Consider the following 22573-nt stretch of genomic DNA (forward strand, 5'->3'; position numbering starts at 1 on the left):
TGCAGCGCAAGTGGCTCTGTCCGTTACGGGTGTTGTCGCCCGCGACATCAGAAAGTTGGCGATCGCGAGATCGGCCTTGGGTGTCGGCGATCGGCCGGCTCGCCGTCGTGCGACAGGTCTGAACGGACGGCGCAAGGGAGCGTGTCAGTGAGACTGAACAAGGGAGGGCTGATCGTCTCGGCCATCTACATCGTCCACTTCCTGGTGTTCAGCTGCTTTTCCTACTTCGCCGGCTTGAAAGCCAGCGTCTTGCTCGCCGAATTCGCGGTGCTTCCGGCGGGATTGATCCTGGGCTCGATTTGGCCGCTGCTCGGTCTTCATGATCCGCCATTCGACGCGGACTCATGGATGAACAGCTATGTGTTCTATTTTCCCGTGAGCCTGTTCATCTCCTACATGGTGGGCTGGGCTCTGCATGCCTTCTGGCGGCTTCTTGCCAGATACGTCGCTCCTCGGCTGGACCGGCTGGACGAGCGCCTGGTCAGGCGCTTCCATCGCGACTAGCGCTGCGCGTTGATGTTCGGACAGCGTTCGTCAGAGCGAACATCAGAAGCCCGTACGAGCAACATCTGACGCAAAGTCCGCGTCGCATCCAACATCGTCAAACGAGACGCGAGGTGCCGAGACCAAATGAGCTGTCCGTGGAGGACGGCGGTGACGTCGCCACGCTGTCTGAAACAAATGATCGAGGCCGAGAGCATCACACGTCTGGCGTGATCGACATTGACAACCACGAGGTGTTGTAGTTCGTTGTTTGTTCCCGGCGCTGCCGCTGGATTGGAGCCGCCGCTCGACGTCCCGAGCAGACTCCGGGCGCCGTCATTCTCGGAAAGTAGCGACTGATGCCGACGAGATGGGACCAGCACCGCATCGCCTCCTTCTCACTCATCGTTGGCTGTGTATCCCAGATCATCTGGGTGACGCTGACCGATATTCTTGTCTACATTGCCAGCCCTCACGGACTCCCCTTGGATTATCCGGAGTTCGTGGTGCACGTCATCTGGCTCGCCCCGATCCCGGCCTTGTGGATTCTCCGTCGCTCGCCCTCCGCGACCATCCTGTACGCGCTGTCATTGTCCGCGATACTGGCGTCGCGACTTTACGAATACCTGCAGGTGGCGATGTATGGCCCTTCAGTTTTGCGAAAAATGACCGAGGCCGATCTCGCGGCCACCGTGATCGGTGGCCTTTCTCTTGCTGTCATTTTCTTCTGGTCAGCACATTTGCTGACGAACCTCGTTTTCATTGCCGTACAGCGGATTGTCGGAGTACTCAAAAATGGCTAAGGGCTATTCTATCACGTTGGTCGTCGGTCCCGGGTTTCCCGGCCATGCGGCGATTGCCGTCAGATCTCCAATCCAGATTCTACGCTCTCGCCCCGCAGATCAGATGTCGTCCGCGACAGGCATGCCTGCACCGATCGGGACCGTGCCGAATTAGCAGCCTCAGATGAATCGATTGCTGTCCTTCGATGATCTGTTCGGAAGCCGGGCATCGATGAGGAATGCGACCGCGCCGCTCTCGCCCTATCAGCAATTCTCGCCGATCCCGGAGCTTGCAGGTTTGCTCGGTGCGCGCGAGCGCGAGGCAATGCCGGACTATCCTTCGAGCTTCCCGCGTATGGAGAATTGACGCCGGGTTTGGAGGAGTGGGCTTCGCTTCGGCGCCAGCGCTCGCCATGGGATTCGGCGCGCTGATCGCTGCGGCTTTGAACGGCGTAGCAGCCCAATGGATGGTCAGGCCGACTTGTCTCCGTCTGTCTCGCGGAGAGATGGCGCCTGAGGCGGGTTGCCGAACACTGCTGAAAAAAATCTGGCGAGGTGAATCGCCAGGAATGATGCGATGCCGGCCAGGATTCCCTTGTCTCCAAACAGGAAATACCAGGCGCCGCACATGAATGCGAGAATGAGGACATTGACCATCATGGATGTCAAACAGCCTCGCACGGCGCTCTTTTGAGTGTCTGCCAGCTGATTGTCTGTCGGCGTCATGGGACTCGTCAGGTGCTCGCGTGAACGACGAATTCAAGGGAGTATATGATGGCTGCCGAAAAACTCATTGCCAAGCTCATCAACATGATTGCGCAGAGTCAAGCGAAGAAGGAGACGCTATCGCGATATGCCGCGCCGCGTCGAGATGATGTTCTCCACGATGGGATGGTCGGATCGGGAGAAACCTGGGGCGGAATCCTGGGCGCAACATTGGGAGGAATAGGGGGAGAGATGGTCGGTGGTCTGCCCGGAGCCGTCGCGGGGTCCGTGGCGCTCGGAACGGGTGGATCGCTGGCCGGCGGGTGGGCAGCCCATGGCGCTTACCGTGAGGGGCAGCTCATCCGAGAGATCCTGTCGAACCCCCAGGACTGGACCGTAGATGCGGCAGGCGCAATCGTGCCGGTGATGCCGCCCGCGGATCGCGATGCCGCACCTCGGCAAGGCGCGGCCCGGCCATCACGGATGGTCGACAATTCAAGTTCACTGCCCTGGTGGGCGCAGCCGGATTTGGAGACTCGATCCGCCAGCGGTGCGGCCGCCGGTCGTCCCGGCAGCTTTCCCGGTCTGATCGCGGGCACCAGCAACACCAGCGCGATGGATCCGGCAAGCCTGCAATCGCCGGCAGGCGGCCTGCTTGGGATGATCCAGGACTACATGCGCACGCATCCGGTCGACGATCGTGCTGCGGTTTCCGCGTGGCCTCCCCGATGAGCCTCGGTCTCGCACAAGGGTTCCGAAACCTGACAATTGCGTTCTCAACGACGTGGATCTGACCATGCCAAAAATGTCGAACTCCGATCTCAAGACGATGCTCGCTGCCGAAAAGGCCGATGCGCTCGCCGCCATCTCGGCGGCACGGCTGGCAGAGGAGCGGGCCGATGCGATGGACTACTATCTCGGCAACATGAAGAAGGACATGCCGGCGCAGGAGGGACGCTCGCGGGCCGTCTCGACCGATGTCGCCGATACGGTCGAAGGCCTGATGCCGCACCTGATGGACATCTTCGCCGGCTCCGACGAGGTCGTGCGGTTCGAGCCCGTCGGGCCGGAGGACGAGGCCGCCGCAGCGCAGGAGACGGACTACGTCAATCACGTCTTTATGCAGCAGAACCCCGGCTTCATGATCCTGTATTCCTTCATCAAGGATGCTCTTCTCTCGAAGGTCGGCATCGTCAAGGTGTGGTGGGAAGAGCGCGAGGAGGAGAGCCGCGAAACCTATTACGACCTCACCGAGGATCAATTCGCGCTGCTGGCGCAGTCGGTGATGGACTCGGACGGCGCGATGCGGATCGTCGCGCATTCGAGGCGATCAGGACTCAGTCCGAAGCCTCTTCCGTGACTCCGACCTGGAGCGGCTCCTGACTTCGTCCGGAAGAGAGGGGCAAGGCGTCGCGCACGCGGCAAAAATACGAACGCTCAAGGTTAGCAGCGCGTTCGGTCCGACGGCACGCAAGTCGGTCGAAGTGGTGTCTGCGATACTGAACACCGAGAAGCCAATCACACCTTCCGTGTTCGTTCAAAGGAGCGTCGACTTCTTCGTTTGGATGCTCAGCTCAGCGCGCCCAAGATCATCACGATGAGAAAGCCCACGGTCAGCCATACCCATATTACTCGCTCGTGCCGGATCGCGAGCTTCAGGCGTTCTCGACCTGGCTCTGTTAGTTTCGCAGGATCCATTGCCGAGAAGCGAAACCCGAAAAACAGCCATGTTTTATAATAGCCCGGCTTCATGTAGCGCATGTCTGAGGCGCTTGGCGCGATGTGATTGTGAATGACGCGAAGATCATTCAGCCATAGTGCCCACAGCGGCAGGCCCGCGACCGTCCAAACGAGAAGAATGCCGATTGTCGGGTAGGACATGTTTGCAGCGCCGGCAAGGGTATCGATCACGGCCGATCGATTCATTCCAGTTGATGAAGGTAATCTAATGTCGGTGAATGAGAAAGGCAATCTGCGCCCGGACGGGATCTCTCTCGAGCTGCCGTGGTTCGGGCTCGGAGGGACGTACTATTGGAATCCGGGGGCGCCGACCGCGCCGAGTTTCACTTTGACAGGAGGTTTGGGTAAGGGAGGGGGCGGGTTGCACCTCATCCACCTCAGAAAAGGTATGTCATCCGAAGATACTCTTAGGTTCGGTGCGTCAGTTAACGTGCCGTCGTTCAGTGTCAACGCGAGCATTCCGGACGAAGCCGGCATTCCTCTGCCTTGGAAAGCAAAAGTGTCTTCGATCGGAGTAGGAGCCGCCATTCCCGGCGTTGGCATGAACTATACGGCCACGCCGGCGCAGATCGCCGCTTTCATCAGGAAATACGTTCTGAACCCAGTCATGGGTTCGGAAGATCAGCCTTCGGCGCCTGGCCGCATTGCCCAGAGCGCGCCGGTCCGATTGGAGCCCGGCGCTGAACGACCGATACCTTATGCTGGACCGTGGTCCGGCAGGGAGCCATTTGGTCCAGGGATCTCTCCGTGGTGGTCCGACTACATCGGCGGGCGTCGCGAGCCGTCAGCTCGCATCTTTTCGGGCAGCCACGCCGATCGTGCATTTTCCGACGGTGCCACGCCCGTTCCTTACATCGGAGACGGGTGGGCAACTCCCGGAGGTCCTTCGGACATGACTGCTTCCGTTATGGGGGGTGGCTCGGGAGCCGGCGGACAGGTGGGGTCTTCCGGCGGCCTTCTCGGCATGATCCAGGATTATCTCCTGACCGACGCGGCTCGAAGCGGCAGCCGTTAGACGCTCCGATTTGTCTCTCCATAACCGAACGAGCCTATCGCCATGAACATACCTCTTCAGTGCGCGCCGCTGCAACCGGTGCCGCAACCGATCACGCACGACGTTACCATCGTCACCACACGAAAACTCGCCCATGCGCGGGTGATGGGCGTGCCGCCGGAGGAGTTCGGGATCGAGCGCGGCGCGCGCTCGATCCGTGACTGCAACTACTGTTTCCACGAGATCGTCACCAAGACCGAGGCCCAGCTGATTGCCGAAGGGTTCGACCCTGCGCAGATCAAGTCGCTCGGCGACTACACCGGGACGACGCAGGTCGAAACGCTCGCGCGCGATACGGTCGACGAGCATTCGCGGGCATCGTCGAGCGCGGCCAATTCAGGCACCAGGCTCGTGCGCATCACCGAGCACTACGTTCGGATCGACTATGAAGGCGACGGCCGACCGTGCCTGTACCAGATCATCACCGGCGGGGACCAGAGTGAGATCCTGCGCAAGGACGGCCAGGACTGCATCTCGCCGTTCGATGCGATCCCGTTCGCCGCGACCACGCCGGTGCCGATGACGCACCGCTTCTTTGGCCGTTCGATCGCAGACCTGGTGATGCCGCTGCAGCGCGAGAAGACCGCGCTGAAGCGCGGTGCGCTGGACAATCTCTATCTGCACAACAATCCGCGCGTCGAGGTGGCCGAGCAGAACGCGGGGCCGAACACGCTGGACGATCTTCTGGTCTCGCGTCCCGGCGGCGTCGTTCGAACAAAGACCGCAGGCGGCCTGAACTGGCAGGTGGTGCCCGACATTACCAGTTCGATCTACCCGATGCTGCAATACATCGATGCCGAGCTCGAGAGCCGTTCGGGGCTATCGAAGCAGGCGCAGGGCATCGATGCCAATGCGCTGCAAAATCAATCGGCGACGGCGGTGGCGCAGGTTTTCTCCGCCTCGCAGATGCGCATCAAGCTGATCGCGCGGATCATGGCTGAAGGGGTCCGCGACATGTTCGGTCTGCTGCATGCCACCATCCGTAAGCACGGTCAGCAGCGCCAGACCGTGCGGCTGCGTAATGCCTGGGTCCAAATCGATCCGCGCAGCTGGAAGACGCGCGACGACATGACGATCGAGGTTGGGCTCGGCTCCGGCGGCAAGGCGCAGCAGTTCGCGCAGACCATGGCGATCGCCAACGTGCAGAAGGAGCTGGCGATGGCCGGCAAGATCAACCTGGTCGGCGATCGCGAACTCTACAACACGGCGGCCGAGCTGACACGGATCATGGGGCACAAGAATCCCGGACGCTTCTTCAACGATCCGGCCGCGGTGGATCCGCAGACCGGACGGCTGCTGCACCCGCCGCAGGCGCCGCAGCAGCCGCCGCCGGACCCGAAGCTGCTTGCGGCGCAGGCGCGGGTGCAGACCGAGCAGGCGATCGCCGCGCACAAGGCGCAATTGGCGCAGCAGCAGGCTCACAACGACCTCATCCATCAGCAGGTCAAGGTGCAGGCCGAAATCGAGCTGGCCAAGATCAGGGCCGGGCTGGACGCGAAGATTGCGTTGCTCGACGCGCACCTCAAGACGGTGGAAGAGGTGCAGAAGCGCGAGCAGGCGCAGGTTGCTCACGAGATGAAGATCGCCGAAATGGCGATCGGCATGGCCGCACCGTCGGGCCGGGCCGAAAGGGAGACGCATGGCAAGATGGAGCGGCGCGATGATTGATGAGAGCCTCCTGCAACAGACCGCCGCGCGCGGCACCCGCGCCAAAGCGCTGCTCGACGACCAACTGCTTGCCGGCGCGTTCGATGCGCTCGAGGCGAGCTACAGCTCCGCCTGGCGGCAGACGCTGATCGACGACGTTGCCGGCCGCGAGAAGCTGTTTCTCGCCATCAACATCGTCGGCAAGGTGCGCGACCATCTCGGCGCGATGGTCGCCCATGGCAAGCTGGCGCAAGCGGAGCTGAAGGAGCTGGCGCAAACGGCGGAGCGCAGGAAACGGTTCGGTCTGCTGTGAGCCGTCTCGACATCTCTGCGAGAACAATCAAAAGGCGTATTGACTTGTTCATTGTTTGTTCTAAGATCGACAAGAGAGATTTTCGGCCCAGTTTCGCAGGAATCGTCGGCTTGCGCTCGTTGAAGCGGAGGGCAGATTTCGCACGTCTCGAAGCTGATTGGCTTGAGGACGACGCTCTTGTCGACACCAGCGACTAACAGCGGGGGAAAAGAGGGAATGTGGATCCGAGCTGCGAGATGCATTCTGTCGCGTGACTTATTACATCCATTTTCGATAGGTGCGCTCGTTGTCAGGTTGGGCACGGTGACAGGAGTGGTGGTTGGCATCCTTTCTGTCGTGGGCTCCGTATCGAGCGAAGCTGTTGCACAGAAGGCTTCTTCTACCAAGTTGAGCCTCGTATGGAGTTCGTCTCTCCCCGGCATTCCCCAGTTCTGTTCCGGGGCGGAGCCGGCCGTTGTTTATATGGAGTATGATCCTGCGCGAAAGACGACCTCGATCTTCAAGAGCACCTTGAGAGGCGAGGAGAAGCTTCTCGCCGAGGTTCCCGGCAATGCCGACGTGAGATCGTTGTCCTGCTCGCAGAATGGCCGGACGATCGTCGCCTACGACTCCGACCCGCCGATGCTCTTCCTATTGCGAGACTCGCAACTGGCGACGTATCGGCTGTCGGGCTATCGACCATTCGCGAGGGCGGGCCTGTACTCTTTCTTGTCGCCGGATGGACAAAGCATCAAGCTTCCGGAAAAGCCGGTCCTGGTCAGTGGTCCGGATCTCATGGCCGACATTTCCGTGTTTCCCGACGAGCGACATAACGTGTTCTTCATGGAAGGGCACGTCTATGTCGATGATGCGATCAGCATCCAGAAATACGTTCCGGCGGATGGCGGTTGGACCAAAGCGGGTCATGAGATCAAGCTGCCCAAGGACTTCAGCTCGACGGAGATCGTCCGGTGCGGCGACCATGAAGTTGCGTCTCTAGTCGGGGTCGAGACATCCCGCTACATGGTGCTCGGTGACCGCTCCAGCCCACAGGACTGGCTGGCCGATATCGGTGTTCGAAGGCTGTTTCGAAGATACAACGAGCCGTTCCTGATCAGTGGTGACTACGGAACCTGCGCGTTTCCTCTGCTCGATCATAAGCGCTGGCACACGACACTCGGAATTGCGCGCATCGAGAGTGCCGGCGTGCGAACATTCTCGCTACCGTATCCAGAATTCCGGATTGCCAACGACAACCTCTCCTTCAGCAAGGACGGCTGTTACCTGCTGCTTCAGGGAACATGGTCGGGAGGGGTAGTTCCGGGAAACACACATCTTCTGGCCGTCCAGAGTCCAGAATGCAAACGATGAGAAGCGACAATGCCAAGATATGAGTACCCAGGTTATGGCCCATCTGGCGATGGCTGGTTGACGAAGCGCCCCGGCACCAAGGGGGGATATCACGGGGGTACGGACAATCCGGCCCAACCAAATACTCCCGTGTATGCCGAATACAGCGGCAAGATCTTCAGAAGTGGCGTGATCGCCGGCTATGGCCGAGCGGTTGTTGTCGAGTCGGTCGCGCCGGACGGAACGACGTTTCGCGCTCTCTATGGCCATTTGGGGCCGGGAGACTTGCCGGAGCCCGGCACTCCGGTTGCAGCAGGACAGCCAATCCCGGGCGCTGTGATCGGAACCAAGGATTACGTGCAGTCGATGGGCGGTTTGTCGACTGGCCCTCATCTGCATCGAGAGATCATCTCTGGAAACGTACGTCTCAATGCCGACGGTCCGTTTGGGATATACTCAAGCGAGGTCGACCACAAAGCCGATCCTGATACGTTCGACATCAGTCATCCATTTTTTCCTTATGAGCAGCAAGGTCAGCAATCGGCGCCTCGGCCAAGGTCGAAGAACGATGCATCGAAGCGAGCGCCTGGAAGTCGCACAATTGTTATCTCGCCTCCGATCGCCCCGTCGGACTCTCTCATGCCAGGCATGCCGATCCCCGGCGCAGAGGGGCCAACTTCCATCGGTGGTCCGGGTGGACCGCAGCCGGTTGTCCCACCACGTTCGTCGTTGCCATCGACGCATTCGCGGGGATCGTGGAAAAATGGTGGCGTGCTAGGGCCACTCGATCTCGGTCCAGAGCCGCTGGCGGCAGCCGGCCTTCCTCTGCCTTGGGGGACGCCGCCGGCAGACCTTTCGCCTGTGCAACAGCAAGTCGTACGTTACTTCACCGCTCCGTTTTCGCCCGCCGGAGCAGAAGACGCTGGACAGCCCATAGACGGGCGCGCGCCCCTCTCGCCGGTAGGCAGTTCCGGAGAGCTGTTGTCTGGAGCCCAGCCGGAGCAAACCTACCCGGTAAGGCGGCTGATAGGCCGTATTGCCCGACAGTGAGTGAATTTCATGTCTTGGATGTATCGGCCACTTCCGAACAAGCTCAACATGAGAGTTGGCAACGCTGGTGGCCAACGCATGTACCAGAGGCCGGTTGATCGGTTCGATCCAGGAGAACCGGTCGGAAGGACGGCATAGTCGGGGGCGCCGGTTGAAACGTCGATCCGCGTCGACAGCGGGGATGGATCACTGATGATGCAGGGCTTGTTGACAACAATGCTACGTTCGATAGGAGGCTCGTCGCCGGTCATTTTGGCATGCGGGATGCTGAATCTGTCTCGATTGGTCGTCCCCGTCCTTCTCCTTTTGTACCCTCACAATCTCGCGGCCCAGAACGTAACGCTGGATCCAGAAGCTTATCGTCGCGCCGTCGACTATTGTCGTGGCGACGTGCCGCAGCCGACGGCGATCAGCCCTGACCGGACGATCGTCTGCTTCAGCGACCAGACCGACCGCGATGTCGACATGTCCACGGTCAATCCAAGATACCACGTCTTCTTCAAGACGAAGATCATCTATGAATCCTATCCCGAAAGCCAAGACGAGGTCGACGCGCTCGTCGCGCGGGTCGTCTCGGGCGGGTGATCCATGATCCGTGATCGGATCAGGCGGCCATCAACTGATCAACAAGAATACGGAAGCGCGGCGTCAAGCCTATCGTTGCTTACTTGTGGAGTCACGAAATGAAGGACCTGTTTGAGATTCTAAAGATGATGCCGTCGGTTCGTGGTTGGATTTCCATCGAAAATGGCCCGGCCATCAATGGGCTCGGAGAGATTCCAGCGATCAATCAATTTACGGACGGTGACAAGTCAGGGCTTCGATCGTGGTTTCCGTCCGCTCCCCTTGGCCCGCTGCCAGCCGGGCGCGATCCGTTTGGACCGATACCGCATGCGCCAAACAACCAGGGGTCGCCGACTAAAATTGAGCCGCTGATGGTTCCCGATCAGCCGGGGCTTCCGCAATGGATTCCGTCCGGCCCGATGGCCGCTTCCAGCCGGACCCAAACCCTTCGGGCCGGTCCCCGACAGACCACGCATCGAGCGGTGGCCGATCGATGTAGATCCTCCGTCTCGTCCTCCCGAATGGATGTTCGGTCCACCTGAGCTTGCCGAAGCGCTGACACAGTCAGCTTTGCGTCATGCGGCAAGACACGGTGATGTGTTCAATTATCCTGATCCACGCTCGAAGGCCGTCGAGGCGCTCTCATCAGAACTCGCGGCACGTCGACAAGTCGTCCCTACGAGGCGACTTGTCAGTCGTCTGGCAAAGTAGCGCTGCTCGCGGGCAAGAAACGTGACGCCCAGGGACATCGTGAACGTATCGACGCGGGCAGCGCCGGAGTCTGATTTCGATTGAGCTCGCAACAATCGTCATTGACACGTCGGGCAAATCAGCTCCATAAAGGCAACATCGCAAGACTTGCACGAGCCCGCGCCGGACACACCGTCGCGGGCTTTTTCGTGAGCCGTGACTTGGTCCGGCTCACGGCCAATGTGCCGTGCTGTTGGTCGTCACCGCGCCAAACAAGGTGCGGTTTATGACAGGCGGTTCTGCCGACCCCGTTCATCACGGGCGCCACGGCATCGACGTCTCGCAGAAGCCGAACCGGGAGTGATCTCTCGCGCCATCGCGCCAGCGGGACCTGAAAGTGTCAGACCATCTCCAGATCTGCGCAGCGTCGATCGGCGCAACGCGCGGTCGTGACCTCCAAGCGGCGGCACGATCGCGGCGAACGCCGCGTGCCGTGCAAGCCAACATCAAGGATCATCGATGACCACACCCACGTCCACTTTCGTCACCTACCAGGCGGTCGGCAACCGCGAAGATCTCAGCGACATGATCTATCGCATCGATCCGGTCGACACGCCGTTCATGAGCGGCGTCGACAAGGAGAAGGCGACCGCCGTCAATCACGAATGGCAGACCCAGGCGCTGGCGCCCGCCGACGGCACCAATGCCCAGCTCGAAGGCGACGACCCCAACACCAATGTGACCACGCCGACCGTTCGTCTCGGCAACCAGTGCCAGATCTCCTACAAGGTCGCCCGCGTCTCCGGCACCCAGCAGGCGGTCGACCATGCCGGCCGCGACAACGAGCTCGCCTATCAGGAAATGCTGAAAGGCCTCGAGCTCAAGCGCGATCTCGAGACCATTCTTTGCGGTACCAACCAGGCCAAGCTGATCGGCAATACGACGACGCCGCGCAAGACGGCTTCGATCCTGTCATGGATCGTCTCCAACACGTCGAAGGGCAGCGCCGGCGGCGCGGCCGATCCGGCCGCGGCCGATGGCTCTGGCACGCGGACGGACGGCACCCAGATCGCCTTCACCGAGGCGCGGCTGAAGACGGTGCTGTCGTCAATCTGGATCAACGGCGGCAAGCCGGGCACGATCCTGACCGGCGCGTTCAACAAGCAGGTGTTTTCGACCTTCACCGGCCGCTCGACGGCGATCGAGGAGGCGAAGTCGAAGAAGATCGTGGCCTCCGTCGATGCCTATGAATCCGATTTCGGCAAGCTCAAGGTGGTCGCCAGCCGCTTCCAGCGTGCGCGTGACGTGCTCGTGCTCGAGATGGACAAGTGGGCCGTGGCCTATCTCAACGGTCGCAACATGATCTCGATCCCGCTCGCCAAGACCGGCGATTCCGATCGACGCCAGATCCTCGCCGAATACGCGTTGGTCGCGCGCAACGAGAAGGCCAGCGGCGGCATCTTCGACAACACCACCGCATAGCCCGATCTATCATCACCCTGATCTGCAGGCGGCTCTCGGGCCGCCTGTTTCTTTTGGAGGTTCATTCATGCCGCTTCCCGACAATCGTCCCCTGAACACGGCCGATCTGACGGCCTACACGCCTTCCTGCGGCGCGAATCCTGTCGCCGCCTATGTCCGCGCGCCGTTCCGCGGTCGGCTGCTCAAGGTGGCCGGTATCCTCGGCGGCGCCATCACCACGGCCGACGGCACCGTCACCGTCACCGTAAACGCCGCGCCGGTCGCAAGCTTCACTGTGCCGCAATCAGGCTCCGCGGCGGGGCAGCTGTTCTCAGTCGTTCCGGCCTCGCCGGTCTACCTCAACGAGGACGATGTCGTCGCACTGACACCCTCCGGCGCGTCGGGAACCTCAGTGCCGATGCATTTTTCGCTTGCAGTCAGGGGAGCCTGAGATGTCGTTCTTTCCCAAACAGCCATCATCCCGGATCGGCAGCACGCAGACCATCGCCTATGACGGCAGCGTCGGGGCCACCAACAAGTTCGGTCCGGGCACGTTCCAGCTTCGGCTCGCCGCGAGTTCGGCCTGCTGCTACCGGATCGGCGACGGCGCTCAGGCCGCGACCACGGCCGACGTCTTTCTCCCCGCCAACACGGTCGAATACGTCACCGTGACACCCGGACAGAACATCGCGGCCATCAAGGCCGCCAGCAACGGCCTGGTCACGGCGACGGCCGGCACGCTGTGGGTCACGGAGCTGTCGTGATGGATGGGCTGACCATTCGCCCGCATCTCGATCGCGATGGCTCTGGTCTCGTGATCGAGCATCTCCAGGATGTCGCGCCCATCCTGGAGTGGAACAGCGAAGCGCGCCGCGACGAGCAGCACAGCGACTGGGGCCGCCACGTCGCGCGCATTCCGAACGTCATCTACGTCAAATGGCTGAACGAGGAATATGCCAGGGGCAACACCCGGCTTCGCCTGTTCACGTCCGAGTTCGACGCGATCGTGCAGACGAAGCTGAATGATCCGGATTGGGCCTATCTGCGCACCGACAAGCCTGCGCTGCAGAGCGGATGGAGGGCGAAGACGTCATGCCGCTGATCTCGAACTATTCATCGTTGCAGTCCGCAGTGACCGAATACCTGGCGCGCGACCAGGACACGACCTTGGTGGCTCGGATACCGAGCTTCATCCAGCTCGCCGAAGCCAAGTTCAACCGGCAGCTGTTCGTGCGGCAGATGGAACAGCGGGCGATTGCGGTCGTCGATCTCGGCGCCAGAGAGCCGGAGTTCATCGCGTTGCCGTCCGACTTTCAGTCGATGCGGCGGATACGGCTGACCAGCGTGCGCGGCCAGCCTGCGCTGGAGTTCAGGTCCGGAGTGCAACTCGACGAGTATCGCTCTCGTGTCTCGGACGTCGCGGGCCAGCCGCGTTACTTCTCGGTTTTCGGCGACCAGATCGAGCTCGCGCCGCGGCCTGACGCGGCCTACACGATCGAGATGGTCTACCGACGGACCATTCCGCCGCTGGCATCGAACGATTCAAACTGGCTGCTCACGCTGGCACCCGATCTCTATCTTTACGGCGCTCTCCTCGAGTCGGCGCCGTATCTCAAAGAGGACGGGCGGATTCAGACCTGGGGTCTCGGCTTCACCAGCGCTCTCGCCGATCTCAATGCTCTTGGCCTGACGTCGACCTTCAACGCCGGTCCGATGACGATGCGGCTCTCCGGCCAGGTCGTCTGAGACGCTGTCCAACACAGAGGATCACATGGCTGCCTTCAACAAATTCAATTGTTTCGTTCAGGATGTCGCACATGCCCTGCACGACATGCTCACCGGGACATCGCATGTCTACAGGATCTATCTCACCAGCACGGCGCCGGTCGCAACCAATACCGTCTACAACACGCCGGCCGACCTGGCGACGGGGAATGGCTACACGGCAGGTGGCGTCTCGATCGGCGCGATCACCGGCGGACAGACCTCCGGCACCTTCCGCTTCATCGGCGGCAGCGATCCGTCGTGGACCGCGGCCGGCGGCTCGATCGGGCCTTTTCAGTATGCCGTGCTCTACAACGCGACATCGGCGACCAAGCCACTGATCGGCTGGTGGGACTACGGCACCTCGATCACGCTTACCAACGGCAACACGTTCACGGTCGACCTCGACCAGGTGAACGGCATCCTGACGATCACCTGACATGGCAGCTTTTCTCGACATATGCAGGTTCCTGCCGGCCGCCGGCGGCACGACGGACTGGACCTATGCCGCGGCCGTCCAGGGCTATCAGAGCCCAGTCGCGGCCGGCGCGGTCAATGGCCGGCTCTACAAATACAGGGCCGAGAGTGCCGACCTGACGCAATGGGAAGTCGGCGAGGGCGCCTACACCTCGTCCACTGGCACACTGGCTCGGACGTCGATCCTGTTCACCTCGGCCGGCACGACAGCGAAGGTCAATTTTGCCGCCGCGCCGCAGGTCGCCATCGTCGCGCTGAAGGAGGATCTCGTTTCGATCGAGGAGGCGAACGCCTTCACCAGCACGCAGCAGGCGCAGGCGCGGAGCAATATCGCCGCGGCAGCAGCGCCCGGCAACTGGACGCGCACCGTCCTGGCTTCAGGATCCGGCACCTACAATCTCAAAGCCGGATGCAAGGCGCTGCTGGTCCGCATGGTCGGTGGCGGGGGCGGTGGGGGCGGCGGGGGCACGACGGGAGCCACATTTGGTGGTGTCGGCGGTGACACGACGTTCGGCTCGTCGTTCCTGACTGCCTCGGGAGGAGCAAACGGCGGCCCGTACGGCAACGCTTACGCGAGTGGTGGAGGCGCGGCGGGCGGTGACCTCAATATCAGAGGTAGTCACAGCACGCCGACCGATGGTGCGGGCGGTTCGACAGGCGCGGTGCTTCAAGGAAGGAATGGCGCTAACTCTGCATTCGGCGGCTGTGGAGCAGGCGGATGGATTGGCTCTGCAGGAAGTGCCGCGGCGACAAATAGCGGCAGCGGCGGCGGAGGAGGCGGAGGCACTGACGGCGGTTCGGGCGGGCGCGGTGCTGCCGGCGGCGGCGCCGGAGGATACGTGGAGAAGTACATTGCCGCTCCGGCCGCGACATACGCGTATTCGGTCGGCGCAGCGGGCAGCGGCGGTTCTGCGGGGGCGAACGGCACGACTGGCGGCGCCGGTGGCTCCGGCATCATCATCATCGACGAGTACTACTGATGTCACTGCTCGGATTCGACGCCGTCGGTAGTCTGGCGATCGCGCAACTCCCGCGCGGCTCCGCAACGAATACGATCTTCCTCGCGAGTCCGGCCGCCGTCACGCTTGCAGGTCGAGCAACCAGCTTCCAGTCTGCGCTCACTCAGATCACCGCGGCGCTCGTCTATGCCGGCGGCTCGGCGGTTGCGCGCATCGGTCTTCTCAGTGCGCAGAACGGCTGGCTGACGGCGGGCACTACGGTCCTGTATTCGTTCGGTGCTTTCGCCGCCCGCGGCGATTTCGTCGCGGCGGGGAACTCCATCACGACGGTCGGCAAGACGCAGGCCGCGGGGCGGACTCATATCGTCAGCGGCCAATCATCGGCCTTCGTCGGCGCAATGACCGGCGACAAGTCCTCATATCAGCTCGTCGGATACGACGTCGGCTACGGTCGCGGCTTCGAGGCCTGGTATCCTCTCGGCACCGGGACAATCGGCTGGAGCGGCAGCAGCGCTCCTGAGCAGTCCTGGTCGCCGCAGCCAAGTATAGCCGACCATTGGCTGGGTGTCCCGGCATTGCCATTTTCGTGGAATGCGGTGTCTCCATCGACGCCGCCCTGGACGAGCGATTGATGTCCTCGTCGTGGCCATCATCTGTTCGAGCCTGATGCGCGCGGCCGTTTGAAGGCCCGGGCACCATCGACGTTGTCGATCTTTTCTGTTTCCTCTTGACCGCGGCGGAGGTCCGCCGGCGGCAATCGATGATTGGAGGTGACATGCCTCTTCTTGCCTTTGGCGAATATCGGCCCGACGTGAGCGACTACGAAGGTCAGGCTACCCGGAACATTCAGAACGTCGTGCCACGTGGCGACGGCTATGGCCCCTTTCCAGCCTTCTCGGCCTACACATCGGCTCTGCCGGAGCCGTGTCGCGGTGCGTTCTACGCCTTGAAATCGGACGGCACCGTCGTGACCTTCGCCGCGACCGCGACGAAGCTCTACCGCCTCAACAACACGGACTTCACCTGGCTGGATGTCTCGAGGGGCGGCGCCAGCTATTCGCAGCTCTCCGCGGCAGCGCAGTGGCAGTTCGCACAGACCGGTAATCTCGTGTTCGCCACGCAGGCGAATGCGCTGCTGCAGGTGTTCGATCTGACGTCGTCGACCGCGTTCGACAATGCCCTGGGCTCGCCGCCGCAGGCCGCCTATATCAGCGTGGTCGGACGCTTCCTGGTGCTCTCCGGCCTGCTGTCGACGCCCTATCGCATCCAATGGTCGGGTCTCAACAACTTCAATTCGGCGACGTCCTGGGATGGCCTCACGGCAGGGTCCGATCATCAGGACTTTCCGGACGGCGGCATCGTCCGCGGCGTTGCCGGCGGGGAAGCCGGGATCATCTTCCAGGATCAGGCGATCCGGCGCATGTCCTACGTCCCGGGATCGCCGATCATCTTCCAGATCGATCGCATCACCCAGGACAAGGGTCTCTATGCGCCGTACTCGATCATCCGTGCCGGCGAGCGGATCTTCTTCTATGCCGGCCAGGGCTTTCACAAGATCGAGCCCGGCGGCCTGCCGCAGCCGATCGGCCGCGAGAAGGTCGACCGCACATTCCTTGCCGATCTCGACAAGGGCAATCTGCAATTGCTGATCGGGGCGGCAGATCCGCGCTCGACGCGGGTGTTCTGGTCCTACAGGTCGATTTCCGGCGCGATCGGCACCTATGACAAGCTGTTGGGCTACGATTTCCTGCTCGACCGCTTCTTTTCGATCGCGGCAACCGGCGAATACCTGCTCGGCATGTCGCAGACGGGCCTCACGCTCGAGAATCTCGACAGCATCTCGTCGTCGATCGACGCGATGACCTTGAGCCTCGACGCCTACGCGACGGCCGTCCAGCCGGAGATCGCGCAGTTCTCCGCAAATCACGTGCTGGGCTTCTTCCGTGGCAACAATCTCGAGGCGACGATGGAGAGCGCCGAGCAGGGTACTGACGAGAACCGCATCATGATCCGCGGCTTTCGGCCGGTGACCGATGCGACGACGCTGTTCGGATCGGTCTCCTCGCGTGACAAGCCATCGGCTGCCGCTGTCGCGGGGACAGAGGTCTCGGTCAACACGCGGACGGGTCGCTGCGACCTTCGCAAGGACACGCGCTATGCCCGCTTCAAGGTCCGGATTCCGGCCGACGCGTCATGGAGCTTCTGTGCAGGCGTCGTGCCTGACCTCACCCCGAGCGGCACGCTATGACAGCCTACGTCCCCGGCATCACGGAAACCGATCTCAAGAAGATCATCCTGGCGCTGCAGCAGCTCGCCGCCGGGCGATCCAACGCTGTCGGCAGCGTCACCCTATTGCCGGGGGTCGCGACCACCGTGGTTGCCGACATGAACTGCTCTGCCGCGTCGACCCCGATTCTGACGGCGGCGAGCCCCGGCGCCGCGGTGGAGCTCGGCAACGGCACCATCCATGTCAGCGCCGTGACCAACGGATCGTTCACGCTCACGCACGCCAACAGCGCGGCGGCGCGGACGTTTCTCTATGCATTGCTCGGCTGAACTCGCCTGCGTCGATCCCGGTCAGGTTGGACTTATCTGGCCCAAGGTCGCGCCGCGGCTGCGGCGGGCGATCCTGCGGACCGGTCTGTCTGCCTTCGCCGATGTGGAGCGCGACGTTCTCGACGGCCGCGCGCTGTTGTGGCTGGCGCTGAGCCAGGAGGGCGACATAATCGCGATCGATGCGGTGGCCACGACACGGCTCGAACTGACGGACGCCGGCAAAGTGTGCGTCATCGTCGCCTGTGAGGGCAGGGGGCGATACCGTTGGCTCCCGCTGATCGGCGGCATCGAAACTTACGCGAAGACAGAAAGCTGTCGCGGCATGCGCATCTACGGCCGTAAAGGCTGGCTGCGCGCGCTCGCCGACTATCGGCACACGCATGTGATTATCCAGAAGGAGTTGAGGTGACAATCAGCGTTGATGGTCTCGATAGCGCTTTTCATACGCTGATCAGACAAGATGATCCTATCACGGATAAAATCAGCTCTGCCCCCGGCACGCGCAAAGGCGACCTTTGCACTTGACAGGATGTTCTTGATATGTTCCTTTTTAATTCAGAGGGCATGTTGCGTCCCCAAATTGCGCAGTTGCCGGACAAAACGCATGTTTTATCAGACAAGTGCAGATCGCACCAAAACAGCAAGAGTCTTAGCAGGCTTTGTGCAGTCGGGAGCAAAAGCCGCTCTCGTGGCGCTGGCACTCACGATGAGAATGGACTCGACTCGTGCCGAGCAGATTGACTTCAGCCCTTATCGCGCTGCTGCAGAATACTGCGCTCGCGAAGTCGCGGGTCCGCTGGCACTTTCGCCGGATCAGCGGATTCTTTGCTTTGACGGCCATCTCTATGCCCATCAGGATCTGTCGCTCGTCGACGAATTGCAAGTCGGCGGACTAGTCGTTATCCGCAGTTTTGGTGGTGACGACGTTGCAATGATGGAGCTTGCGGAGCGCCTACGTGGTCGGAATGCGACCGTCGTAGTTCGTAGCTACTGCTTGCTTGGGTGCGCCAGTTATATCGTGGTTGCCTCCGGGATGACGATTATACTGAAAGATGCGTTGGTTGCATGGGGACCTTTGGTGGTGGACGGATTCTGCTTAGGTCTTCGGAATGCACTCGACGAAGGTCTGCCACGCCTTGACATCGGCCCCTGTGGGAAACCGCTTCTGCGGACGCCAGGTCCAATCTATGAACTGAGGCTGGGATTCATGAGCGTACGGCGCGTCAATGATAATTTCGAGGAACCGCCGGAGAGTACATTTATCAGGAGAGCTCTAAGGAATATCGATTGGAAAAGGGCGACCGAGACAACTGGTCTGATGTGGACATGGCATCCTCGCTATCAACAAAGTTCAGTCAAGACCAAGATCGTTTACGAACGCTATCCCGATAGCCAGGAGGAAGTTGCGGCTCTTGCCGAGCGATTGCGGCTCCGTGCTCGAGTTGTTTACGATCCATGAGGGCTCTTTCCGAAATGTCAGCCGAGCTGTTCTGACACCCGAAAAAGCCTTGATAGTTGACGGCGCGCTGACGTGGCGCGCTTTTTTTTACCTCGGGGAATGAAGATATGGTGGGAAATCCAAGAGAGAAATCAAGTGATTGGCCAAATATAGTGCGTGAGGGGATCGAGCCAGAAGTATTGCGTGTGCCTGATTGGAGACGTTATCTTGATGGCAGAGATTATACCCGTCCTTTCCAGGGTATTCCGCTGCCAGGGTCGAGGACGCCAAGCTCGCCACCAAGATTGCCCTCCTGGTTCGAAGATCCATCACAGCCGGGCCTGCCGCCATCGTTGAAATATCCGGCACCCGGCAATCCTAGCCCGGGTTTTCCTCCTATTCCGGCACCAGTTCCCGCACCGTCACCCATCCCTGGAAGGCCGATCCGCGACTGGCTGTTTGATTATCTGCTCGGAAACAATCTTCTGGACCAACGGCCATTTCAGCAGACCTCACAGTCGGCATTGAGAAAAGATGCCAGTCGCACCGGACTTGATCCGGACATGAGACTTGCTGCCGCACAGCAGGCCGATCAGGGTCATCCGACCCGGGCATCGCAAACGGGTTCAAGCGAAGAACCATCGAAGCCGCAGAAGCGCTTCTTGAGATCGCGCGTTGAGTAACGTTGATCTGCACGAGGACGACTGAACTCTCCGTGTGCCGCTGCCTCCTCCGGACGGATCGCAGACTTGCTCACGGCGACGCCTTGTTCGAGGACTGCGATCTTGCAGTTGCGCCAACTCTTAGCATTGTCAAATCAAGGAACGTGCCCAATGGGCGGACAATCATCCAGCACCCAGACTCAACAATCCCAGACGCAGCCGTGGCAGCCGGCGCAGCCGATGTTGCAGAACATCCTGTCTCAGGTCGGCAACGGCCTGAACAATACCGTGCTGACCAGCGCCGAGACCGGCGCGCTCGATACGCTCAAGCAGAATGCGGCGTTGGGCAATCCCTATGCCGGCGGTATCGGGGCCTATGCGCAGTCGCTGCTCAATGGCGGCAACGCACAGGCGCAGGCGCCGGCTGCCCAGGCCAATCTGCAGACGTTGCAGGGCCAGCTGACGCCCTACGCCAATGGCAGCATGATCGGCAACAATCCTGCGCTGGCGGCGCAACTGGCGCAGCTCCAGAACGACGTCGGCACCTCCATCAACGGCCAGTTCGCGGCCGCCGGACGCGATTTCAGCGGCGCCAACCAGATGGCGTATGGCCGCGGCGTGGCGGCGGCGGAAGCGCCTGTGATCGCGGCCCAGTACAATCAGGACGTCCAGAACCAGCTGAGCGCGGCCAATGCGCTGTACGGCGCCGGCAACACGACGGCCAACATGCTGGGCGGCATGCAGCAGCAGTACCTCGCCAACCAGGGGCAGGGGCTGACGGCGTCACAGGCCGCGCTCGATGCGCAGAATTATGGCGCCAATGCCACGTTGGCGGAGGAGGCGCAGCGTCGCGGCATCCCGGTGCAGGCGCTCGGACTGCTGGCGCAGATCGGAACGCCGATCGCACAGCTCGGTCAGCAGACCAACGGCACCATGACGGGAACACAGGAGATGTCCGGTGCCGACCAGTTTGCGAAGATCGCCGGCGGCATCGGCAGTCTTCTCCAGCCGTTCAGCGGCGCGTTCGGCAAGAAGTAGTTCGGTGCAGCGTCTCGAGGGAGCGGTCGTGAATGTCAGATGAATCAGAGCATCTCGTGACGGGTGCAGCATTCGAGCTGGAGAATGCCGGCTATCGGCCGATGCCGGATCCGGAGGAGCGGCCGGAGCGCGAGGCGCTCGGCGGCGACGTTGCGTCGCTGCGCGACGCTGCCGAGCAGCGCACCGATCCCCGTCCGCCGGTGATGGTCCGGGAGTATGTCGACGAAGCCGGCAACCTGGTCGATCGCGGCGAGTCGGTCACGCTCGAACGCGCGGCGCGTGATCACGCGCGCGTCCGGGCCGCTGAGGTGGGTGAGGCATCTCGCGGGACGCCGGATTCCGATTCGAGCGACCACTTGGGTTCGCCGGCAAATGGTGAGCCCGACGGTTTCGAGTCGGCTTCGGGCGAAGCCGAGTCCACTGCCGAGACCGGCTCGACGCAGCACGATGCTTCGTCGCGGCTTGCGCCGGAGTTGGAGAAAGCCCTGCAGCATCCGCAGGTGCTGCAGGCGATCGAGGAGAAGATCGGCGAAGCAGAGCAGGCCCGCCAATCCTACCGAGAAGGCCTGGCATCGGCCGTCCAGATTGCCCAGGCGAGCTTCCTCAGCCAGTTTCCTGAATTTGCCGGCATGTCTGCCGGGCGAGTCCCCGCCGCGCTCGAACGGATGTCGCGCGAGGATCCCGGAAGGTTCGGGCGCATCCAGGCGGCTGTCGCGATGTCGGATCAGTTGTTGGCACAGCAGGCCGAGGCGCAGCGCCAGCACGCCGAAGTGGCTCAGCGGAGCTTCCAGTCCTTCGCGCAGGAGCAGGACGACCGGCTCGAGGGCCTGCTGAAGAGCGAGCCGCGCGCCATGCGCCAGGCCGTTGCCGCAGAGATCGTGGCGTCGGCAAAGGAGAGCGGGATTCCGGCGTCCGAACTCAACCGGCTGTTCCAGACCGAGCCGTTGATGCGCCATGCCACGTTCCAGCGGATGATGTACGACGCCGCGCGATATCGACTGATGATGCGGGCAAAGGATGCTGCGGTGACGAAGGCTGTCCCGCCCGTGGTGCGGCCAGGCGTGTCGGTCTCGTCGGGGGAGCGGGGACGGACGGATCTGCGGGCGCTCAACGCCCGCCTGACATCGTCGGGTGATCTGAAGGACGCGGTTGCCCTCTATCAGGCCCGCATGTCCAGGCGGCCGTGAGGCCGGTCGATGACAAACCCCGTTCTGGCTGCGCTTGCCGAGGCGCGCAGGCAGCGCGCTCCGCTGTTCGCACGCTGGTGTGAGCGGGAGCACGAGACGTTCTGCCCGGCCTCGCCGGCGGCGGTCGCCCGCTTCGCCCGCGAGCACGCCGGCATGGGTGCCGAGCAGGTCTGGGAGGCGATTCTCGACATCTCCAGAACTCACGCCTCGTTGGGGCTGGCTGATCCCACAGTGGCAGAGCCGGTCGCGATCGTCCTCGACGACATCGCGAACCTATCGCCCCCGCAATCCTGGCCGGGTCCCTGGAAGGAGCGCTTCAGGCTTTTGCCGCACGATCTGAAGCGCTTCATCGCGGACCACGAGACGAGGCGCGAGAAGAGCTTGAGACGCACGCAGCACGCTCTCGCGCATGCAAACAAGATACTCGCACGGCTCCGATCCGCGGAGCGTACGATGAAGGAGGATCAGACCGATGAAGCAGAATCGCAGCAATCCGACCATCGAAGACAGGATTCAGGAGCTTCGGGGTGAGATCGAGCGCGTCGTGCAGACTCGTGTCGACGCGATCGCAAGAGAGAGCCCCGGAGTGCCCAAGGGGGTGATCCGCAATCTGCTGATCGCCAGGACGCCGTCCTGTGCCTGCGAGCAATATTTGACGCTTCGGCGAGAAACTT

At 62.0% G+C, this 22573-nt stretch carries 28 protein-coding genes; 26 read left to right on the top strand and 2 right to left on the bottom strand.

Going from position 1 to position 22573, the window contains the following annotated elements:
- Nucleotides 1-147 precede the first annotated feature (147 nt).
- From QX121_RS21235 to QX121_RS21245, 3 genes are all read left to right on the top strand, one after another.
- Complete coding sequence (locus tag QX121_RS21235; protein ID WP_315812943.1) at nt 148-504, top strand: hypothetical protein; 357 nt, start codon at nt 148-150, stop codon at nt 502-504.
- Nucleotides 505-842: 338 nt separating this feature from the next.
- The gene (locus QX121_RS21240; RefSeq protein ID WP_315812944.1) at nt 843-1286 is read left to right on the top strand and encodes a hypothetical protein; all 444 of its coding nucleotides are present in this window, start codon (nt 843-845) and stop codon (nt 1284-1286) included.
- A 163-nt stretch (nt 1287-1449) separates the two neighbouring features.
- Nucleotides 1450-1632 (top strand): hypothetical protein, encoded by a 183-nt coding sequence (locus QX121_RS21245; protein WP_315812945.1) that lies wholly within the window; start codon nt 1450-1452, stop codon nt 1630-1632.
- Nucleotides 1633-1736: 104 nt separating this feature from the next.
- Here the strand turns inward: QX121_RS21245 and QX121_RS21250 are convergent, their stop codons facing one another.
- Entirely contained in the window at nt 1737-1991 is a 255-nt protein-coding gene (locus tag QX121_RS21250; protein ID WP_315812946.1) for a hypothetical protein, read from the bottom strand.
- Nucleotides 1992-2039: 48 nt separating this feature from the next.
- Between QX121_RS21250 and QX121_RS21255 the strand changes: the two genes are divergently transcribed.
- Nucleotides 2040-2702, top strand: a complete 663-nt coding sequence (locus QX121_RS21255) for a hypothetical protein (protein ID WP_315739079.1) — start codon at nt 2040-2042, stop codon at nt 2700-2702.
- Nucleotides 2703-2766: 64 nt separating this feature from the next.
- On the top strand, nt 2767-3330 hold the full coding sequence (locus QX121_RS21260) for a hypothetical protein (RefSeq protein ID WP_315756145.1): 564 nt from the start codon (nt 2767-2769) through the stop codon (nt 3328-3330).
- Between the two features lie 209 nt (nt 3331-3539).
- Here the strand turns inward: QX121_RS21260 and QX121_RS21265 are convergent, their stop codons facing one another.
- The gene (locus QX121_RS21265) at nt 3540-3881 is read right to left on the bottom strand and encodes a hypothetical protein (protein WP_315739077.1); all 342 of its coding nucleotides are present in this window, start codon (nt 3879-3881) and stop codon (nt 3540-3542) included.
- 886 nt (nt 3882-4767) lie between these two features.
- On the opposite strand from QX121_RS21265, the gene QX121_RS21270 reads away from it, so the two are divergent.
- The 21 genes from QX121_RS21270 (at nt 4768) to QX121_RS21365 (ending at nt 22430) form a co-directional block, all read left to right on the top strand.
- Nucleotides 4768-6432, top strand: coding sequence for a hypothetical protein (locus QX121_RS21270; protein WP_315812947.1), 1665 nt, complete (start codon nt 4768-4770; stop codon nt 6430-6432).
- Nucleotides 6425-6724 (top strand): hypothetical protein, encoded by a 300-nt coding sequence (locus tag QX121_RS21275; RefSeq protein WP_315812948.1) that lies wholly within the window; start codon nt 6425-6427, stop codon nt 6722-6724. Before QX121_RS21270 ends, QX121_RS21275 begins: the two co-directional genes overlap by 8 nt.
- 312 nt (nt 6725-7036) lie before the next feature.
- A complete protein-coding gene (locus QX121_RS21280) occupies nt 7037-8074 on the top strand; it encodes a hypothetical protein (RefSeq protein WP_315812949.1) in 1038 nt (345 codons plus the stop codon).
- A 9-nt stretch (nt 8075-8083) separates the two neighbouring features.
- Complete coding sequence (locus QX121_RS31665) at nt 8084-9103, top strand: M23 family metallopeptidase (RefSeq protein WP_409999358.1); 1020 nt, start codon at nt 8084-8086, stop codon at nt 9101-9103.
- Nucleotides 9104-9367: 264 nt separating this feature from the next.
- Nucleotides 9368-9688 carry a hypothetical protein gene (locus QX121_RS21285; RefSeq protein WP_315812950.1) on the top strand — a complete coding sequence of 107 codons (321 nt, stop codon included), beginning with the start codon at nt 9368-9370 and terminating at the stop codon, nt 9686-9688.
- Between the two features lie 98 nt (nt 9689-9786).
- Nucleotides 9787-10209 carry a hypothetical protein gene (locus tag QX121_RS21290; RefSeq protein ID WP_315812951.1) on the top strand — a complete coding sequence of 141 codons (423 nt, stop codon included), beginning with the start codon at nt 9787-9789 and terminating at the stop codon, nt 10207-10209.
- A gap of 667 nt (nt 10210-10876) precedes the next feature.
- The gene (locus QX121_RS21295; RefSeq protein ID WP_315739071.1) at nt 10877-11839 is read left to right on the top strand and encodes a DUF5309 domain-containing protein; all 963 of its coding nucleotides are present in this window, start codon (nt 10877-10879) and stop codon (nt 11837-11839) included.
- A gap of 67 nt (nt 11840-11906) precedes the next feature.
- Nucleotides 11907-12269 carry a hypothetical protein gene (locus QX121_RS21300; RefSeq protein WP_315739069.1) on the top strand — a complete coding sequence of 121 codons (363 nt, stop codon included), beginning with the start codon at nt 11907-11909 and terminating at the stop codon, nt 12267-12269.
- Between the two features lies 1 nt (nt 12270).
- Nucleotides 12271-12582, top strand: coding sequence for a hypothetical protein (locus QX121_RS21305; RefSeq protein WP_315812952.1), 312 nt, complete (start codon nt 12271-12273; stop codon nt 12580-12582).
- Nucleotides 12582-12920, top strand: coding sequence for a hypothetical protein (locus QX121_RS21310; protein WP_315739067.1), 339 nt, complete (start codon nt 12582-12584; stop codon nt 12918-12920). The genes QX121_RS21305 and QX121_RS21310 overlap by 1 nt, the downstream gene beginning before the upstream one ends.
- The gene (locus tag QX121_RS21315) at nt 12893-13564 is read left to right on the top strand and encodes a hypothetical protein (RefSeq protein WP_315812953.1); all 672 of its coding nucleotides are present in this window, start codon (nt 12893-12895) and stop codon (nt 13562-13564) included. Before QX121_RS21310 ends, QX121_RS21315 begins: the two co-directional genes overlap by 28 nt.
- Before the next feature lie 25 nt (nt 13565-13589).
- On the top strand, nt 13590-14021 hold the full coding sequence (locus tag QX121_RS21320; protein WP_315739065.1) for a hypothetical protein: 432 nt from the start codon (nt 13590-13592) through the stop codon (nt 14019-14021).
- Between the two features lies 1 nt (nt 14022).
- Entirely contained in the window at nt 14023-15039 is a 1017-nt protein-coding gene (locus QX121_RS21325; RefSeq protein WP_315812954.1) for a hypothetical protein, read from the top strand.
- A complete protein-coding gene (locus tag QX121_RS21330) occupies nt 15039-15650 on the top strand; it encodes a hypothetical protein (protein ID WP_315812955.1) in 612 nt (203 codons plus the stop codon). Before QX121_RS21325 ends, QX121_RS21330 begins: the two co-directional genes overlap by 1 nt.
- 143 nt (nt 15651-15793) lie before the next feature.
- Nucleotides 15794-17266, top strand: a complete 1473-nt coding sequence (locus tag QX121_RS21335; protein ID WP_315812956.1) for a hypothetical protein — start codon at nt 15794-15796, stop codon at nt 17264-17266.
- Nucleotides 17263-17574, top strand: coding sequence for a hypothetical protein (locus QX121_RS21340; protein WP_315739060.1), 312 nt, complete (start codon nt 17263-17265; stop codon nt 17572-17574). The genes QX121_RS21335 and QX121_RS21340 overlap by 4 nt, the downstream gene beginning before the upstream one ends.
- The gene (locus tag QX121_RS21345) at nt 17558-17983 is read left to right on the top strand and encodes a hypothetical protein (protein ID WP_315739059.1); all 426 of its coding nucleotides are present in this window, start codon (nt 17558-17560) and stop codon (nt 17981-17983) included. Before QX121_RS21340 ends, QX121_RS21345 begins: the two co-directional genes overlap by 17 nt.
- 195 nt (nt 17984-18178) lie before the next feature.
- Complete coding sequence (locus QX121_RS21350; protein WP_315739058.1) at nt 18179-19033, top strand: hypothetical protein; 855 nt, start codon at nt 18179-18181, stop codon at nt 19031-19033.
- A gap of 881 nt (nt 19034-19914) precedes the next feature.
- Entirely contained in the window at nt 19915-20712 is a 798-nt protein-coding gene (locus QX121_RS21355; protein WP_315812957.1) for a tail fiber domain-containing protein, read from the top strand.
- Between the two features lie 101 nt (nt 20713-20813).
- Complete coding sequence (locus tag QX121_RS21360) at nt 20814-21899, top strand: hypothetical protein (RefSeq protein WP_315812958.1); 1086 nt, start codon at nt 20814-20816, stop codon at nt 21897-21899.
- A gap of 153 nt (nt 21900-22052) precedes the next feature.
- Nucleotides 22053-22430 (top strand): hypothetical protein, encoded by a 378-nt coding sequence (locus tag QX121_RS21365; protein ID WP_315812959.1) that lies wholly within the window; start codon nt 22053-22055, stop codon nt 22428-22430.
- Nucleotides 22431-22573: the final 143 nt, after the last annotated feature.

It is taken from the genome of Bradyrhizobium sp. SZCCHNR2028, from assembly GCF_032380995.1.
Taxonomy (GTDB): Bacteria; Pseudomonadota; Alphaproteobacteria; order Rhizobiales; family Xanthobacteraceae; genus Bradyrhizobium.

Coding starts and splice junctions, on each gene's coding strand:
- QX121_RS21240 (WP_315812944.1), top strand. CDS start 843: ATGCCGACGAGATGGGACCAGCACCGCATCGCCTCCTTCTCACTCATC.
- QX121_RS21245 (WP_315812945.1), top strand. CDS start 1,450: ATGAATCGATTGCTGTCCTTCGATGATCTGTTCGGAAGCCGGGCATCG.
- QX121_RS21250 (WP_315812946.1), bottom strand. CDS start 1,991: ATGACGCCGACAGACAATCAGCTGGCAGACACTCAAAAGAGCGCCGTG.
- QX121_RS21255 (WP_315739079.1), top strand. CDS start 2,040: ATGGCTGCCGAAAAACTCATTGCCAAGCTCATCAACATGATTGCGCAG.
- QX121_RS21260 (WP_315756145.1), top strand. CDS start 2,767: ATGCCAAAAATGTCGAACTCCGATCTCAAGACGATGCTCGCTGCCGAA.
- QX121_RS21270 (WP_315812947.1), top strand. CDS start 4,768: ATGAACATACCTCTTCAGTGCGCGCCGCTGCAACCGGTGCCGCAACCG.
- QX121_RS21275 (WP_315812948.1), top strand. CDS start 6,425: ATGATTGATGAGAGCCTCCTGCAACAGACCGCCGCGCGCGGCACCCGC.
- QX121_RS31665 (WP_409999358.1), top strand. CDS start 8,084: ATGCCAAGATATGAGTACCCAGGTTATGGCCCATCTGGCGATGGCTGG.
- QX121_RS21285 (WP_315812950.1), top strand. CDS start 9,368: ATGCTGAATCTGTCTCGATTGGTCGTCCCCGTCCTTCTCCTTTTGTAC.
- QX121_RS21290 (WP_315812951.1), top strand. CDS start 9,787: ATGAAGGACCTGTTTGAGATTCTAAAGATGATGCCGTCGGTTCGTGGT.
- QX121_RS21295 (WP_315739071.1), top strand. CDS start 10,877: ATGACCACACCCACGTCCACTTTCGTCACCTACCAGGCGGTCGGCAAC.
- QX121_RS21300 (WP_315739069.1), top strand. CDS start 11,907: ATGCCGCTTCCCGACAATCGTCCCCTGAACACGGCCGATCTGACGGCC.
- QX121_RS21305 (WP_315812952.1), top strand. CDS start 12,271: ATGTCGTTCTTTCCCAAACAGCCATCATCCCGGATCGGCAGCACGCAG.
- QX121_RS21310 (WP_315739067.1), top strand. CDS start 12,582: ATGGATGGGCTGACCATTCGCCCGCATCTCGATCGCGATGGCTCTGGT.
- QX121_RS21315 (WP_315812953.1), top strand. CDS start 12,893: ATGGAGGGCGAAGACGTCATGCCGCTGATCTCGAACTATTCATCGTTG.
- QX121_RS21320 (WP_315739065.1), top strand. CDS start 13,590: ATGGCTGCCTTCAACAAATTCAATTGTTTCGTTCAGGATGTCGCACAT.
- QX121_RS21325 (WP_315812954.1), top strand. CDS start 14,023: ATGGCAGCTTTTCTCGACATATGCAGGTTCCTGCCGGCCGCCGGCGGC.
- QX121_RS21330 (WP_315812955.1), top strand. CDS start 15,039: ATGTCACTGCTCGGATTCGACGCCGTCGGTAGTCTGGCGATCGCGCAA.
- QX121_RS21335 (WP_315812956.1), top strand. CDS start 15,794: ATGCCTCTTCTTGCCTTTGGCGAATATCGGCCCGACGTGAGCGACTAC.
- QX121_RS21340 (WP_315739060.1), top strand. CDS start 17,263: ATGACAGCCTACGTCCCCGGCATCACGGAAACCGATCTCAAGAAGATC.
- QX121_RS21345 (WP_315739059.1), top strand. CDS start 17,558: ATGCATTGCTCGGCTGAACTCGCCTGCGTCGATCCCGGTCAGGTTGGA.
- QX121_RS21350 (WP_315739058.1), top strand. CDS start 18,179: ATGTTTTATCAGACAAGTGCAGATCGCACCAAAACAGCAAGAGTCTTA.
- QX121_RS21355 (WP_315812957.1), top strand. CDS start 19,915: ATGTTGCAGAACATCCTGTCTCAGGTCGGCAACGGCCTGAACAATACC.
- QX121_RS21360 (WP_315812958.1), top strand. CDS start 20,814: ATGCCGGATCCGGAGGAGCGGCCGGAGCGCGAGGCGCTCGGCGGCGAC.
- QX121_RS21365 (WP_315812959.1), top strand. CDS start 22,053: ATGGGTGCCGAGCAGGTCTGGGAGGCGATTCTCGACATCTCCAGAACT.